Origin of the sequence: Paenibacillus sp. FSL H7-0940, from assembly GCF_037979415.1 — a bacterium.
Lineage (GTDB): Bacteria > Bacillota > Bacilli > Paenibacillales > Paenibacillaceae > Paenibacillus > Paenibacillus amylolyticus.
In genome coordinates this window covers 3,368,217-3,383,708 of record NZ_CP150280.1, presented here as the reverse complement: position 1 = coordinate 3,383,708, position 15,492 = coordinate 3,368,217, and the positions used below count along the sequence as shown (strand labels likewise).

16 protein-coding genes are annotated in these 15,492 nt (G+C 45.6%); 10 read left to right on the top strand and 6 right to left on the bottom strand.

From position 1 onward, the window contains the following. Positions 1-7: 7 nt before the first annotated feature. Positions 8-526 (bottom strand): thiol peroxidase, encoded by a 519-nt coding sequence (gene tpx, locus MHB71_RS14750; protein WP_036609653.1) that lies wholly within the window; start codon positions 524-526, stop codon positions 8-10. A gap of 148 nt (positions 527-674) precedes the next feature. On the opposite strand from tpx, the gene MHB71_RS14745 reads away from it, so the two are divergent. Further along, positions 675-1,301: a rhomboid family intramembrane serine protease gene (locus MHB71_RS14745; protein WP_036670140.1), complete on the top strand. Its 627-nt coding sequence runs from the start codon at positions 675-677 to the stop codon at positions 1,299-1,301. Positions 1,302-1,370: 69 nt separating this feature from the next. Further along, a complete protein-coding gene (locus MHB71_RS14740; RefSeq protein WP_036609648.1) occupies positions 1,371-2,282 on the top strand; it encodes a LysR family transcriptional regulator in 912 nt (303 codons plus the stop codon). Positions 2,283-2,331: 49 nt separating this feature from the next. Here MHB71_RS14740 and MHB71_RS14735 read toward each other — a convergent pair whose 3' ends face one another. Both MHB71_RS14735 and MHB71_RS14730 read right to left on the bottom strand, forming a co-directional pair. After that, positions 2,332-3,012 carry a zinc metallopeptidase gene (locus MHB71_RS14735; RefSeq protein WP_036609646.1) on the bottom strand — a complete coding sequence of 227 codons (681 nt, stop codon included), beginning with the start codon at positions 3,010-3,012 and terminating at the stop codon, positions 2,332-2,334. A 28-nt stretch (positions 3,013-3,040) separates the two neighbouring features. Continuing rightward, a complete protein-coding gene (locus tag MHB71_RS14730) occupies positions 3,041-3,469 on the bottom strand; it encodes a MerR family transcriptional regulator (protein ID WP_017689377.1) in 429 nt (142 codons plus the stop codon). Positions 3,470-3,820: 351 nt separating this feature from the next. Between MHB71_RS14730 and MHB71_RS14725 the strand changes: the two genes are divergently transcribed. From MHB71_RS14725 to MHB71_RS14715, 3 genes are read left to right on the top strand one after another with little or no spacing between them, the layout of a single operon-like run. Continuing rightward, complete coding sequence (locus MHB71_RS14725; RefSeq protein WP_036609643.1) at positions 3,821-5,221, top strand: ammonium transporter; 1,401 nt, start codon at positions 3,821-3,823, stop codon at positions 5,219-5,221. 38 nt (positions 5,222-5,259) lie between these two features. Beyond that, positions 5,260-6,348, top strand: coding sequence for a DUF294 nucleotidyltransferase-like domain-containing protein (locus tag MHB71_RS14720; protein WP_152683033.1), 1,089 nt, complete (start codon positions 5,260-5,262; stop codon positions 6,346-6,348). Continuing rightward, on the top strand, positions 6,345-7,082 hold the full coding sequence (locus MHB71_RS14715) for an exonuclease domain-containing protein (protein WP_017689374.1): 738 nt from the start codon (positions 6,345-6,347) through the stop codon (positions 7,080-7,082). The genes MHB71_RS14720 and MHB71_RS14715 overlap by 4 nt, the downstream gene beginning before the upstream one ends. On the opposite strand, the gene MHB71_RS14710 is transcribed toward MHB71_RS14715, so the two are convergent. Further along, positions 7,068-7,559, bottom strand: a complete 492-nt coding sequence (locus MHB71_RS14710; protein WP_340030027.1) for a M67 family metallopeptidase — start codon at positions 7,557-7,559, stop codon at positions 7,068-7,070. The genes MHB71_RS14715 and MHB71_RS14710 overlap by 15 nt on opposite strands. A 226-nt stretch (positions 7,560-7,785) precedes the next feature. On the opposite strand from MHB71_RS14710, the gene MHB71_RS14705 reads away from it, so the two are divergent. Beyond that, a complete protein-coding gene (locus MHB71_RS14705) occupies positions 7,786-8,337 on the top strand; it encodes a TlpA disulfide reductase family protein (RefSeq protein ID WP_076318425.1) in 552 nt (183 codons plus the stop codon). Positions 8,338-8,456: 119 nt separating this feature from the next. Here the strand turns inward: MHB71_RS14705 and cimA are convergent, their stop codons facing one another. Further along, on the bottom strand, positions 8,457-10,076 hold the full coding sequence (cimA, locus tag MHB71_RS14700) for a citramalate synthase (protein WP_100529309.1): 1,620 nt from the start codon (positions 10,074-10,076) through the stop codon (positions 8,457-8,459). 531 nt (positions 10,077-10,607) lie between these two features. On the opposite strand from cimA, the gene MHB71_RS14695 reads away from it, so the two are divergent. The 3 genes from MHB71_RS14695 (at position 10,608) to MHB71_RS14685 (ending at position 13,928) form a co-directional block, all read left to right on the top strand. Continuing rightward, positions 10,608-11,909, top strand: coding sequence for a DNA polymerase IV (locus MHB71_RS14695; protein WP_036670145.1), 1,302 nt, complete (start codon positions 10,608-10,610; stop codon positions 11,907-11,909). Positions 11,910-12,025: 116 nt separating this feature from the next. Then, positions 12,026-12,268, top strand: coding sequence for a ferredoxin (locus tag MHB71_RS14690; protein WP_017689369.1), 243 nt, complete (start codon positions 12,026-12,028; stop codon positions 12,266-12,268). A 217-nt stretch (positions 12,269-12,485) separates the two neighbouring features. Further along, positions 12,486-13,928, top strand: coding sequence for a L,D-transpeptidase family protein (locus MHB71_RS14685; protein ID WP_340030026.1), 1,443 nt, complete (start codon positions 12,486-12,488; stop codon positions 13,926-13,928). Between the two features lie 42 nt (positions 13,929-13,970). On the opposite strand, the gene MHB71_RS14680 is transcribed toward MHB71_RS14685, so the two are convergent. Beyond that, entirely contained in the window at positions 13,971-14,108 is a 138-nt protein-coding gene (locus tag MHB71_RS14680) for a hypothetical protein (RefSeq protein ID WP_017689367.1), read from the bottom strand. A gap of 255 nt (positions 14,109-14,363) precedes the next feature. On the opposite strand from MHB71_RS14680, the gene MHB71_RS14675 reads away from it, so the two are divergent. Beyond that, complete coding sequence (locus MHB71_RS14675; protein ID WP_017689366.1) at positions 14,364-15,461, top strand: quinone-dependent dihydroorotate dehydrogenase; 1,098 nt, start codon at positions 14,364-14,366, stop codon at positions 15,459-15,461. The last annotated feature ends 31 nt before the right edge of the window (positions 15,462-15,492 follow it).

Sequence of the window (15,492 nt, the reverse complement as noted above, 5' to 3'; positions counted from 1 at the left end):
ATAACTTCTACAGCAAAGCTTTTACAGCAGCAATCGCTTGTTCGAAGTTAGGGGAGTCTGTCATTTCAGGCAAATACTCCACATATGTAATCCGGTCTTCGGCATCCAAAACAAAAATGGAGCGCATGTCGAGTTGGAATTCTTTGATCAGAACGCCGTAGTCTTCACCGAAAGAACGTGTTTTGTAGTCTGACAATGTAACTACGCGGTCAACACCAGCTGCTCCACACCAACGGGCCTGAGCGAACGGAAGGTCAACGCTTACTGTCAAGACAACAACATTGTCTCCGAGTTCTCCAGCTTCCACGTTGAAACGACGAGTTTGCGCATCGCATACGCCAGTATCCAGGGAAGGAACAACGCTGATTAATTTGATTTTGCCTGCGAAGTCTTTCAGAGAAGCGTCCTCAACCAGGTTCTTGCTCAGTGTAAAATCAGGTGCTTGATCGCCCACTTTCAGTTCGGGTCCGATCAATGTAATAGGGTTGCCTTTAAATGTGGCTGCGCCTGTACGTTCTTGTGTCATAATAATGTTCCTCCTTATAAATTGGTGATCCGTGCCAAAATCCATTATAATCTTTTATGAAAGGCATTGTCCAATTCGGGCATGTACCATTACGATGGATCAGAGATGTGAGTCCGATCTGAACAGGGTGGAGTGAAAGAAGAAATTTATGATATTTATTCGCTATGAGAACTGGAAAGGTTATTTGAAGTATTTCCCTTTGACGTCGCTTTTTTTAATTGCCAATGTAGTCATGTTTATTGTGTTAACGGTGAACGGTGGATCAACGAACAATATGGTGCTGCTGAAATTCGGGGCACTTACGAATCATGAACTGTTCGCGCATGAATGGTGGCGTTACATTACATCCATGTTCCTGCATGCGGGCTTCGGTCATTTATTGTTTAACAGCTTTGCGTTAATTGTATTTGCTCCACCGATGGAGCGTTTGCTCGGGTCGGTAAGGTATGGTGTATTGTACCTGGGTGGTGGTGTATTGGGTAATATTCTTGCTGTTGCGTGGTACAACTCGGTTGGGAGTATTACCATCTCGGTAGGTGCTTCAGGAGCGATCTATGCCGTCTATGGTGCATTCCTGTATGTAGCGCTGTTCCAGCGAACGATGATGGACGAGGCTTCGCGCAAAACGATGTACACATTGCTTTTGTTCGGGATCATATTCTCCTTTGCCATGTCAGGCATCAACTGGATGGCTCACCTTGGTGGATTGTTGGGTGGATTCTTTATTTACGGACTGTTGATCAGATTGTGGAAACCCCGCAGCTTAAAGCGGTAGTCAGAACGTTCTCAAGATGGAATACAGTCAAGGATAAGTAGGGTATAACAGATTGGAGCGATCAGGCGAGTGGAATTAAGACAGTTGCATTACTTTTTGAAAGTGGCACAGAAGGAACATGTAACACAGGCTGCTGAAGAGTTGCATGTGGCACAGTCGGCGGTGAGTCGTCAGATTCATCAGCTGGAAGAAGAACTGGGCGTGGACCTTTTTATGCAAAAGGGACGAAACCTGCAGTTGACTGCAGTAGGGCAGCTTTTTTGCAAACGAATTGAAGGTATCTTGAAAGATTTGGACAAGGCAGTTGGGGAAGTTCATGAGTTTCTGGACCCGGAGCATGGAGAAATTCGAATTGGATTTCCGCATAGCCTGGGGATTCATCTCATTCCTTCCGTGGTGGCTGCTTTCCGTCAGCGCTACCCCAACGTGAAATTCAGATTCAAGCAGGGGATGTTTCCTACGCTGATTCGTGATGTGTTATCCGGAGAGGTAGACTTGGCATTCATTTCTCCTTTTCCAGAGAAGCATGATCAAGTAGATGGCGATATTGTACTCACGGAAGAATTACATGCGATCCTTCCTCCTAATCACCCGTTAGCTGGTGAAGAGACAATTGCGCTTGAACAGCTCAAGGATGATAAATTTGTATTGTTTAGCAAAGGTTATTCTCTTCGTCCTATTGTGTGGCATGCCTGTCTGGAAGCTGGTTTTACACCCAAGATCGCTTTTGAAGGGGAAGAGACCGACACCATCCGCGGATTGGTCGCTGCGGGCATGGGGGTCAGTCTTCTGCCTGAGATGGCGTTATTCCAGACGAACCCTTTGCAACCGGCACATGTGGCTATCTCCCATCCAAAAGTAACGCGAACTATCGGGTTAATTCATCGTGCGCATGATAAACTGCCGCTGGTTGCTCAGTCCTTTCGTTCATTCTTGCTTGATTATTTCGGTTTACAACAAAACAATACCCCATCCGATTAACGGTGGGGTATTGTTTTTTGTTTTTGTTTTTGTTGTATTAAGTATCCAATTAATCACGGCTGTTGAAGATTCCGATGTAACGAATCAACTCAAGCAGTGAGATCAATGCTGCAGCAACGTAAGTCAAGGCTGCGGCATTCAGAACTTTTGCAACACCTTTTTCTTCTTCATTACGGATGTACCCTTCGGATACCATAATCTCTCTAGCGCGATTACTTGCATTGAACTCAACCGGTAAAGTGATGAGTTGGAATGCTACAGTTACGGAGAAGAAGATGATGCCGATACCTACAAGGTTCATGGCATTGAAGATGAATCCTGCAATCAACAGGAATGGAGCTAATCCGGATGCAAAGTTCACAATTGGGAAGATCCGGTGACGCAGTGCCAGCATCGGATAACTTTCTTTATGCTGAATGGCGTGGCCAACTTCGTGACACGCTACCGAAACAGCTGAGATTGAGTTTTCGTAATATACTGGTTCTGATAAACGTACAACCCGATTGATCGGATCATAGTGATCAGAGAGTGTACCGCGTACAGGTTCAATTGGAACATCATGCAGGCCGTTAGCATCAAGCATCTGGCGAGCGGCATCGTAACCAGTCATTCCGTTCTGGTTCGGTACCTCCGACCAACGTCTAAACGTACCTTTAACGCGAAATTGCGCCCATAAAGAGAGCAAAAAGGCGATAATGATCAATACGAACATACCGTTATTAAAACTCATATTCATTCCTCCGCTTTCTAAGAATAAGCTACATCATGGTGTTCTCAAGCAAGATTTTTAGTGCCTCCATTGTACCGGCACTTTTGGTGAGGAGTCCTGCCATCATTTTACGTGCTTGTACAGGTTTCATCTCTCCAAGTAGCGGTTTGAGTTCGTTAACCTCTCGCTCAAGTTGTTGTACGTGAAGTTCCAATGTTGTCAATTTGCTGGCAACTTGTTCTTCTGTACTAACCAGACGCCACTTCTCAAGAGACTGCTTAATCTCGTCGAGACTATACTTCTCTTGTTTCATCTGTACAATACGTTCAAGCCTCGTTAAAGTTTCATTACTATAGAGACGATAATTTTTTTGTGTACGTTCTTCGGGAGCGATTAGTCCAAGCTTTGTGTAATAATCAATCGTCCGTTCACTAACACCAGCGGTCTTGGCGAGTTCGCCAATCCGAAAAAGTTTCATATCCCCAATGATATTCACCTCGCTTGCAAGTTCAAATGTAGGGAATTGTAGTTTCCACTTGTGAATTTCTAGACTACGCCCAATTTTCTTACTAATAAGTATGATACATGATCTTTAACCGTACAGTCAAACGTTATGCTTTGGCAATCAGCATACTGCATTTCTATATCTATGTACTCATAGAATGTGATTATGTACTTAAGTGCAAGAAAAAGACGTATGACTTTATTCCCAGAAATAATTTTCAATTTTGATGAAAATACTCTTGTCAACTTTCCTCTCTTCTGCTTATAATGACATTAAGAGTTTCACGTTATGTGAAGAAACTTAACATAAGAGGGAGTGGGGTATATGAGAAAGAAATGGTTGGTTTCCATGTTAGTAATGCTTACTTTGTTCGCTTTTCCGGTTAGCGCATTTGCGGCTGCGGAGGGTCCGACTAACATTGAACTTCAAAGTGGTTTGAACTCAGCCTTTACGTTTTTGGCTGTTGTACTCGTGTTCTTGATGCAAGGGGGATTTGCTTTACTTGAAGCGGGTTCAACACGAATGAAGAATGCAGGACACATTGCGGGTAAGACCATCCTGACATTGGGAATTTCAGTTATTGCCTTCTGGGCTTTGGGTTTCGGTCTTGGTTTCGGTAATGGTAACAGCTTCTTTGGAACAACAGGATTTTTCCTGAGCGGTGACAAGATGGCTGCTTCCTTCGAATCACTGGCTTTCTCCGATGTTCCACTGACTATTAAATTCGTTTTCCACCTCGCTTTTGCGGCGGTATCTCTGGCCATTGCCTGCGGTGGTATGGCTGAACGTGCAAAAATGAGCGTATATATTGTATTCGGTACACTTTATACCATTATCATGTATCCGGTTGTTGCTCACTGGGTATGGGGCGGCGGCTGGTTGGCTGAGCTGGGTATGCAAGACTTTGCAGGATCGACGGTTGTTCACTTGACTGGTGCGACTGCAGCATTGGTAGCGACGATCTTGTTGAAACCACGTATTGGTAAATACAACAAAGACGGCAAACCTAACATCATTCCTGGTCACAACCAAGTGTATTCCGTACTCGGGGTTATTATCCTCTGGATCGGTTGGTTCGGATTCAACCCAGGTAGTACATTGTCTGCCATGGGAGATGGATTCTTCGGTTATGTTGCATTAACTACTAACGTAGCTGCTGCAGCCGGTGGTGTTGCTGCGCTGTTGATCTCATGGGCAGTACTTGGGAAGTCTGATATTCCTAGCATGTTAAACGGTGTGCTTGCGGCACTCGTTGCGATTACAGGAGCATGTGCATTCGTTGAACCTTGGGCAGCCCTGGTTATCGGTGCTCTGGCGGGTATCATCACATTCTTCACAGCACAGTACTTCGATCGTAAAGGAATTGACGATCCAATCTACGCTTTCTCCGTACATGGTATTGCTGGTATGTGGGGTGCAATCTCCACAGGTTTGTTCGCTACTCCTGAACTTGCCGAGAATGCTGGTGTAGGTCAAGCGGGTCTGTTCTATGGCGGTGGATTCCACCAATTGGGCGTACAGCTTCTCGGTCTGGCAGGTGCTTTTGCCTTCGTACTGGTAATGTCCTTCATTATTCTGGGCGGAATGAAAGCGATCATGGGCATCCGTGTTACTGAAGAAGAAGAAACAATGGGTCTGGATATCAGTGAGCACGGTACTTACGGATACCCTGAACAAATGAAAAATGTAGATTCTAAATCCAATGGTGGTACGTTCAGCTCCTGAGGTGAATGATGCTGAATCATGCTTCAAGGAGGCTGGACATGATGGAACCCATCTCGTATACAAACTATTCCTGGTCTTATCAGGGAATCGATGGTGCGGTGTCTTCTCAAGAACTGCGCCAGGCACGTGTAATATTACAGAACGAGCTCCAGGAATTGTTGTCCGCTTCCTTGTCGCCGATCGAGTGGTACCAAACGGTAAATGAACTGCATGACCGGATTGCACGGAAAGCAGTAGAGTTATGCATTCAGGGGATGGTTGAGGAAGGCTTCGGCCAACCTCCCGTCCCCTATGCCTTTATCGTATTTGGCAGTTCCGGCAGGGAAGAAGCAACGTTATGGAGTGATCAGGATAATGGCATGATCATTAGCGATACTCCACAAGAAGGTAAAGAGGAATATTTTGCTCAGCTCGGACTGCGAATGACGGATATGTTAGAAGAGCTTGGTTACGCCAAGTGCGAAGGCAAAGTCATGTGCTCTGAGCCACTCTGGAGAAAAACGCTGGCGTCATGGAAGCAACAATTAGCAGATTGGAGCTCGGATCTGAATTGGGAGCCCGTTCGTAATCTGATAATTGCTTCAGACATGCGTTTTGTTGCAGGTGAACAAAGTCTGGCGGAGGAATGGATCACGAGTTTTTATGAACAGTTCAGACTGGTTCCTGAACTTTCGGATGCAGTTCTTCGCAATACGGTTAAACATAAAGCTACATTAAATGTACTCGGACGTGTGGTCACAGAACGATTTGGTGAACATGCAGGCGGATTTGATGTCAAGTATGGCTTGTACATTCCGCTGGTGAACAGTGCACGTTATTTGGCTTTGCAACATGGGATCAAGGAGTCATCTACGTTAAAAAGAATGGAGAGACTGACTTCACTTGAAGCTGTTCCATTTACATTACTGGATGCATGCCAGCGGGCCTTCTTTGCCGCTTTGAAATTTCGCAGAAGTACACCGATTGTCATCCAAGGGGATTTGCAACATAGCAGTGGGTTCCTGGATGAGAAACAGATGAAACAAAAACAGATTCATTATGAGCTCAGGGATACGCTCGGGTTGGTACGACGAGTGCATCGTGCTTTGCAAAGACAGTTGCGTTTTGCAGAAAGGAGACGTCCATGAGAGAGCCGGCAAGGGGCAATACAGGATTCTGGAATTCGCTGCGTCAGGGAGGGGTTCCTTCCGCCATCGCTTCCATTATGGGAGCCCCTACGGCGCAACACATGGCGTTTATCCGCTCTATGATGAGAGAACAGCGCAGACCTGAGGTTCTGCATACACCTCTAAATGAGCTGGACGCAGTTGTATTTGATCTGGAAACGACGGGATTTTCGCCACAGCACGGGGATGAGATTATCTCATTTGGTGCGGTCCGTATACATGGAGGTGTGGTACTGGAAGGAGAACAGTTTTATACGGTGGTGCAGTCCAAGACCGCAGTTCCGGAACATATTACTGAACTTACAGGTATTACACAGGAGATGACGTTGGACGCACCGACTTTGCTGGAAGGGCTGCATGATTTCATGTCTTTTGTAGGTGGAAATGTTCTGATTGCACACGCAAGTGCGCATGACCGAGCTTTTCTGAATGCAGCTCTGTGGCGGACTTCAAAGGTAAGGCTGACGCACCGTTTAATTGATACGATGATGTTGGCCCGCTGGCTTGAACCGAGCAGGCCGGGGTATGGTTTGGATGAATTGCTGGAATCCAGAGGGATTCCGATATATGGACGTCACCATGCACTGGAAGATTCAAAAATGACTGCACAGTTATGGTCCTGCTACTTGGAGGACATGACTCGTAAAAATGTGGAGACCTTGGGTGATCTGTATACCCAGCTAAGTCACGCATAACGGAACGGGAAGCAGATTGTATGAAGGCACAACGTGTTGTGTCGGATCCTGCGATTCCTTCGAGGATTCAATCAGATAACTGTTCAGATGCATATGAGATCGCAACCCGCTTGTAAGGTCGGGTGAGCCGATGAGGTACATCTGAAGCAAACCGGCGAAGGCCGGAAGAGCTTGCAAGTCCTCTAAGGAAGGAACAGGCCTGGTCTGGGGATGAGAATGGAAGATACCGATGAGCTTGGGCTCGGAGAATACGCACCGAATCCATTCGGCATCGTCCAGAGTAAAATGGTGCAGCGGGTCAGGTGCTACGTTACGAATGGGCTGAAACCGACTGATTCGTATACCGCCCGCTGCGGTTTCACCCAGCATAACCCCGCAGGCTTCTTGTGGCAGCGAAAGGAACATGTGCTTTGACATCTCTTGTTCTACGGAAGAAGGGATGTAGAAGGCGTTTTGCTGCCCGTGAAGTGCTGCCATTTGTATTCACCCCTCTCTCTTTGGCTCCTGCTACGGCAGGAGTCCTTTTTCATTTTATTTTCTGTGATGCGGATTGTAAAATTTTAAAGGAAAAGGGTACAATAATAAAGAGAACATTTGGGAATCATGTTCTGGTGAACTATGATAGAGCGTGATAAACACTTAGCATGTGCAGAAATTACGGTTTCAGTTTCAATGTGCTAATTATATAAAAGGGTGGCGGGTTATGAAACGAAACATATACATACTCCTTGGTGCTGTCTTGCTGGTTGGTATTGCACTGGCCCAGAATGCGGGTGACGGCATTGCAGCCGTCTTTAAGCAGGAAGAACCGATGCCTACTGAGACGGGACCACGTGCGGGTCTTCTGGCACCTGCTTTTTCTCTGACAGCAATGGATGGAGAGACGTACAGTGTGGGCGGTGCCAAAGATAAGGCCACATTCGTCAGTTTCTGGGCATCTTGGTGTGAGCCGTGTAAGCAGGAAGCTCCGGAGCTGAACAGAATGGCTGCGAAATACAAGGATAAGCTTGACATGTATGGGGTTAATGTAACGTCATATGATAAACTCAAGGATGCCAAAGCTTTTGTAGATGAGTACCAACTGACATTCCCTATTCCCTTGGATGAGAAGGGGACTGTGTATGCTCAATACAATGGGGTGGCTTTTCCAACGAATGTTCTGATTGACTCCAGAGGAGTTATACAGGAGATTGTTCTGGGCATATTGCCCGAGAAAGAGTTGGAACGTAAGATTAAAAAGTTAATTGCGAATTAATTTTCATGTAAACAAAGAAGCCTTTGCATCCATGATTCATGGGTACAGAGGCTTCTTTATATTTTCCGGGAAATAAGCGTTAAGAGGTTGTTCAAAAAACGCTTTTTTGAACATGCACTTTAGTGGTTGCTTATCCCATGAGCAGGAATAGGGAGTGTACCCGGCTCATCCTGCAATTTTTCTTGAAGCAACGCATAGCGGAAACTGTGAACGAGAGCTTCCCAACTTGCTTCAATTACGTTCTCGGATACACCGACAGTGTTCCATGTGTTTTCCGTATTTTTGGATTCGATCAATACACGAACTTTGGCAGCTGTAGCATCCTTCTCATCGAGTACACGCACTTTGTAGTCTGACAGATGCATGTTGGCAAGGGAAGGGAAGTATTGCACCAGCGCTTTCCGAAGGGCGTTATCGAGTGCGTTAACCGGACCATTGCCCTCAGCAGCGGTATAAGCGCTTGTTCCAGCGATATTCACCTTGACAAAAGCTTCTGAAACAACGGATTTGCCCGCCGTTTTCTCTACAAGCATTTTGAATGATTCAAACGTGAACAATTCTTTCATGTCACCGTTCGCTTCACGAATTAACAATTCAAGCGAAGCATCCGCACCTTCGAACTGGTAACCCTGATGTTCCAGATCTTTGATTTTCTCAATAATCTGACGTGAATTGGCACTGCTTGGATCGAACTCAAGCCCCAGTTCCTGTGCTTTGGATACAATGTTACTTTGTCCGGCAAGTTCAGAGACCAGCACGCGTTGTTTGTTACCAACCAGTTCAGGCACGATGTGTTCATAGGTACGTGAATCCCGCAGGATGGCAGAGACGTGAATTCCACCTTTGTGAGCAAAAGCAGCATTGCCGACATAAGGCTGATTTATCGGCATATTCACATTGGCAATCTCGCTAACATAACGAGCCACGTTTGTAAGTTGTCTCATGGAATCTTCAGTAACACATTCATAACCAAGTTTCAGTTGCAGGTTCGGGATAATGGATGCAAGATTGGCGTTACCGCAACGCTCTCCATAACCGTTCATCGTTCCTTGCACCTGACGGGCTCCGGCTTGTACAGCGCTGAGTGTGTTGGCCACAGCCAGTTCACAATCATTATGTGTATGGATCCCGAGATGTGCATGAGGCAGGCTTCTATGCAATGTGGATACGATCTCGTGCACCTCGTTTGGCATCGTCCCGCCGTTGGTATCACACATAACGAGCCAGTCCGCTCCAGCTTCATGGGCCTTGGTCAAGACCGCTTGAGCATACTCCGGGTTATGTTTGAATCCGTCAAAGAAGTGTTCTGCATCAAAGATCACTTCCATTCCATTCTGTTTCAGATAGGCGATGGAATCATAGATCATGGACAAGTTTTCTTCCAATGTAGTCTGCAAAGCGGTGTGCACATGGAAGTCCCATGATTTACCGACCAGGGTTGCAGCCTGAGCACCAGATTCGATCATGCGCTTCAGGTTGGCGTCTTCACTAGCAACACTGCCTTTACGGCGGGTACTGCCAAAAGCAACAACCTTTGCGTTCAGGTTTAATTCCTTGACTCTTTTGAAAAACTCAATGTCCTTGGTATTGCTGCCGGGAATTCCGCCTTCAATATAATGGACACCCAGGTCATCAAGCTTCTTGGCAATTTTGAGTTTGTCGTCTGCCGATAAGCTGACACCCTCCCCTTGTGTGCCGTCACGTAAAGTCGTATCGAAGATGGAAATGGCCTTTGACATGAAGATCCTCCTTTGAGATAAAGCGCTCTTTTAAAAGTTTGGATTTTAAGTTAGGAAAAGCTGTTAAGTACGTTAGTGGACGAATCCTTCGATTCGGCAACGCTACACTGTGTTAAACTCAATGCGCTGATTTGTCCTAAAGTCGTCAATTTGTATAATTAATTATTATAGCACCATTATAGCCAAATGCTACATGGAAATCGCAGTTTCATGTAACAATTAACGTATTTTAGAGAAAAAAGAAGGATGTTAATCATAATCCGGATGTATGTTATAATCTATTATTGAGTTTTAATTGTAATATATGGAAGAAAAGGAGGGGTGATTTTGACTTTTTTATGGGAAAATACGATTATTGCTCTGATCACTTTGATATTTTTTGTGAGTGTAGGCTGGTTAATTATTCGGTCTCTGATCAGATCTCGCAGAAAATAAATGCTCATGACTGAATTAACATAACGGGTTTGATATACTATAGAAGAAAGAAATTCGTTTCATTAATTAGTGTGCAAGAAAGGGCGGGGGTTCATGATGTCTTCAGACGGCAATCCTCCAGCAAATGTGGATCAATACTACCCTACAGCCGGACGGGTGATTCTACATGTCGATATGAATGCTTTCTACTGCTCTGTACATGAAGCCGAGGAACCAGATTTATATAGAGGAAAAGCAACGGCCGTTGCGGGCAGCAGTGAACTGCGAAAGGGTGTAATTGTAACCTGCTCATATGCCGCTCGTAATCGAGGCATCTCAACAGGTATGGTTGTTCACCAAGCCATGAAAAAGTGCCCTGATCTCATTGTGATTCGTCCTGATTTCCATTTATATCGTCAATATTCAAGAGCGTTCATGCAGATTGCGTATAGTTATACGCCTCAACTTGAGGCTACATCCATTGATGAATGTTATCTTGATATTACGGGTTCAAGGCAATTCGGGAATCCAATGGAGATTGCGGAGAGCATTCAGCGGAGAATCAAGGATGAATTGGGGCTGCCATGTTCCATTGGCATTGCACCCAACAAATTATTGGCGAAAATGGCTTCGGATCTGAAAAAACCGAACGGTATTTCCATTTTACGCATGAGAGACGTACCCCGGATTCTTTGGCACAGACCATGCAACGAGATGTTTGGCATTGGCAAAAAAACGGCTGAAAAGCTGAAAAAATTGGGCATTGAAACGATTGGTCAATTGGCCAAGTCGGATGAGAACATGTTGACCGAACTATTTGGAGTTAATGGAGCATGGCTCAAAAATTCTGCGAATGGCATTAACCATTCCGCAGTTCACGCGGAACGGGAGGCCAATAAATCCATTGGGCATACAACCACTTTACCGGCGGATGTATCGGATATGAATGAGATTCATCGGGTGTTCCTCAATATAAGTGACCAGGTAGCCAGAAGGTTGCGCAAGCACGAAATGTTCAGTCAGGGTATTCAGATTACAATCCGGACACCGGATATGAAGACAATCACCCGATCACGTCTAATGGAAGTTCCTACGGAGGATGCAACGGTCATTTACCGTGAGGCCTGTAAACTATTTGAGAAGCATTGGGGTAGTGGCAAGCCTGTACGCATGCTGGGTGTGACACTTCAGAACCTGATTCCAAGAGAAGAATCCGCTGTGCAGATGGACTTGTTCGAATATGAGCAGAAGCCCAAGAAGGACAATCTGATTCGGATTATGGATCAGTTACGTGATAAATTTGGTGAGAATGCTGTTGTGACCGCCGGCATGCTTGGAGACGATCCTTCCGTGCTGCTTCGTAATCATAAAGTGCGCGGTACTTCCCTGCAAAAAGATAACTTGCAAAGTCTTGATTAAATAAGGGATAATAGAGACTTGTGGTTGCAAATTGATTTGTAATTATCCTTACTTTGTATTAATATGTTTCTAGATAAAAACACTGTACGTTTTGAATTTTAGGAGGAGAGAATGTAATGAGTAAATATACTTGGGTTGAAAAAGACACATGCATCGCATGTGGCGCTTGTGGAGCAACAGCTCCAGACATCTACGATTATGATGATGAAGGTTTGGCTGAAGTTATCTTTGACGGCGATGCTAACCATGGTGTCAAAGCTATTCCAGACGACTTGTTTGACGATATGCAGGATGCATGCGATGGCTGCCCTACAGATTCAATCAAAGTAGCGGACGAGCCTTTCAATAAAGAAGGCTAATTATTTCTCACATGAACATAGAGCACTTTCTTTTGTCTTAACGACAAGGGAAGGTGCTTTTTTGCATTCATTTAACTGTGATTATCTGACTATGGATCAAGGACGAACATTGTCGAACCCCCTTTTTTCCACCGGGTACTCAAGTCCTATGGATTCAACGCCTGGTTATGCCGATATATAATGATATACGGAAAAAGGCGAAATAGTGGAGGATCGGATGCAAAATACTCATCTAAGAACATATGTCAAGAAACATCCCGACAATAAAATGGCTTGGTACTTGCTCGGAAAGGAATATTTGGGCGAAGGACAGGAGGCCAAAGCCAACTATTGTTTTCAGCAAGCGGGCGAGGTTTATGAGGCATTTGAACGCAGTAAAGCTCCTGCTGACATCTGGGTAGACTATCAGGATAAACTGGTGGAAATGTCTGAGCAAAAGGAGAAAAAACAACGTAGACGCAAAATGTGGCTCACGTTGCTCATGCTGCTTGTGCTGGCAGGTCTGCCACCTGCGGACGCTCCGGGTTTCAGTCGGGAAGCGGCCGACGCACTGTCAGCAGCACTGGAATCCACAGATGACATCGAAGCGCCTGTAGAAGCGGATAAACAGGTTGGAACTGCATCCATTGCGCCAAGCAATGTGTTCACTGCTGCGGCATTTGGTGGAGGTAATCATGGCGAGGCTGCGCTCGCAGCTGCCTGGTCCGGGTCTGACCCAAAAGTAGAGACCTCTGCTGTACTGGGTATGCAAACCTCGGATGACTGGTCTTTATGGAAGCGAAATATGCCTGTGAAATACATAGTACAAACCAATACAAGCGGGAAATTAACTGCACAGAGTTATGATGCCAAGCAATGTAACTGTGAACCTCCTGAAATTACACCGAAAATCAAAAAGATGGCCTTGGCGTGGACCGCCAAGCAGGAAGCAGCTGCATCATTATCAAGTGCAATCGTTGCCTATCGCAAAAAAAATGACGCTTGGCCTAAGAGTGTAACGCAAATGGCTCAGCCATTTCCGAACAATATTCTGGGAGAGACTGCGTCAGGGATGCCCGAGATGTTTCCGAAGCTGTTAGCTTTGCATCAAGGAAAGGCACAGGAAGGAAAGAATGATTCGAGTGGTAAAGAGAATGGTTCAACATCTTCGAATTTGTCTCAAGGCAAAAATGCCGCTTTTGCAGATACGCTGGGAGGTCAGCCTTTTTTGCAGGAACCGCTGGAGATTGTCATTGATAAGAATAAACATAAACTTGCATTAATTAGTGGGGATACCATTGTTCGTATGTATGATGTGGGACTTGGCGGTGATCGAACACCGGAGGGGTCATTTGTCATTACAGATAAAGTGGTCAATCCGAATGGACGCTCGAACGGGGAGTTCGGAAGCAGAGGTATGCAACTCTCGAATACAAATTATGCCATCCATGGGACCAACGAGCCAAACAGTATCGGACTGGATGAGTCCCTTGGATGTGTGAGAATGCGTACAGGAGATGTAGAAGAGTTATTCGCTCTTGCTCCGCAAGGCACTCCGGTACGCATTGGAGAAGATGTACTGCCAGATCTGACGCTTGTTCCAGAAGCAAAGCAGCGTTATCAGCATACACTTGTTCCAAAGCAAAATAATCCGAACAAAACGTATCACTGGCTGAATTGATCTGTTTGATATGTAGAATCAGATGGATTCAGCCTGAATCATCTACATGTTGGCAATAATGATAAGAGCACCAATGATGATGATCAAGCCGCCTACACTGGCTGCTGTCCATGCAATGGCTTTGCGATTCACTTCTTCTTTCTTTTGCTGTAATGCAGGTGGTTTACGTTTGGGAGCCATGAGTTATTCCTCCTTATTTGGAATAGAACTGGTGTAGAGTAACCATGCTCTCATTGTAAAGAATTCAACTCGTCATTTCCAGTGGGCGGGTGGATTTCTTGTGAGCATTTTGTATTATTCGATTTGTGCTGTCTATGCGCAAACTACTTTCCTTTTTAATAAGAAACAGATAAACTTGTGAGTAGAGTGTTTTTTTACATATGAAAAGACGGACAACGGCTTTTTGGCGTACCGGACCAGAACGGAGTGAGTGATTTGTTATACAGAAGTCTTGCTAAACCTTTGTTGTTCAAAATGGACCCTGAACAGGCCCATCATCTGATTATTGGCGGCCTTAGTGGCGTGGGTAGCATCCGTCCAGTTCCTTCCGGACTGCGTGTGATGTACGGCGTTCGTGAAACGTCTGATCTGGCTGTTGACATGTTTGGGTGTCATTTCCCTACACCTGTTGGTCTGGCTGCGGGTCTGGACAAAAATGGGCAGGCCGTAACGGGCTTTTCTTCCATCGGATTTGGATTCATGGAAGTGGGAACCGTGACACCACTTGCACAACCAGGTAACGATCAACCACGGCTGTTCCGTTTGCCTCCAGATGAGGCGTTGGTGAACCGAATGGGCTTCAACAATCTTGGTGCGGAAGCCATGGCAGGTGAATTGGCACGTCTACAGGATCGGCGTATTCCAGTGGCTGTTAACATCGGCAAGAATAAGGCAACTTCTAATGAGGAAGCTCACCTGGACTATTCGAAGTGCATTCAGGCACTATACGATTATGCTGATCTGTTCGTGGTTAATATCAGTTCACCAAATACACCGGATTTGCGTAATCTGCAACATGGGAATGAATTGAAGGAACTGCTCGCTGCGGTTATGAACGAGATGAACGTGCAGCATGCACGAGCGGGCGGAGCGACCAAATCCGTTCTGGTGAAAATTGCACCGGATGTGAATGATCAGGAACTTGAATATATGGTTCGCACAATTGCAGACAGCGGTGTTGCTGGCATTATTGCAACGAACACAACCATCAGTCGTACAGGACTTTCCCACCAACATGCGAAGGAAACAGGCGGTCTGAGCGGTAAACCTCTACGTGATCGTTCAACGGAGATTATTCGCCAGATCTATCGCCAGACCGAAGGCAAACTTCCGATTATCGGTTCAGGTGGCATTTTCACAAGTGAGGATGCATACGAGAAAATTAAAGCCGGAGCAAGCTTGGTCGAAATATATACAGCATTGATCTATGAAGGACCTGAGGTGAATCGGCGCATTCATGCCGGACTGCGTGAGTTGCTGCGCAAGGACGGTTATCGTCATATCTCCGAAGCGGTTGGTGCGGAGCATCGTTAAGAAGGAATGTGAATCCCCGGAATGAAATATA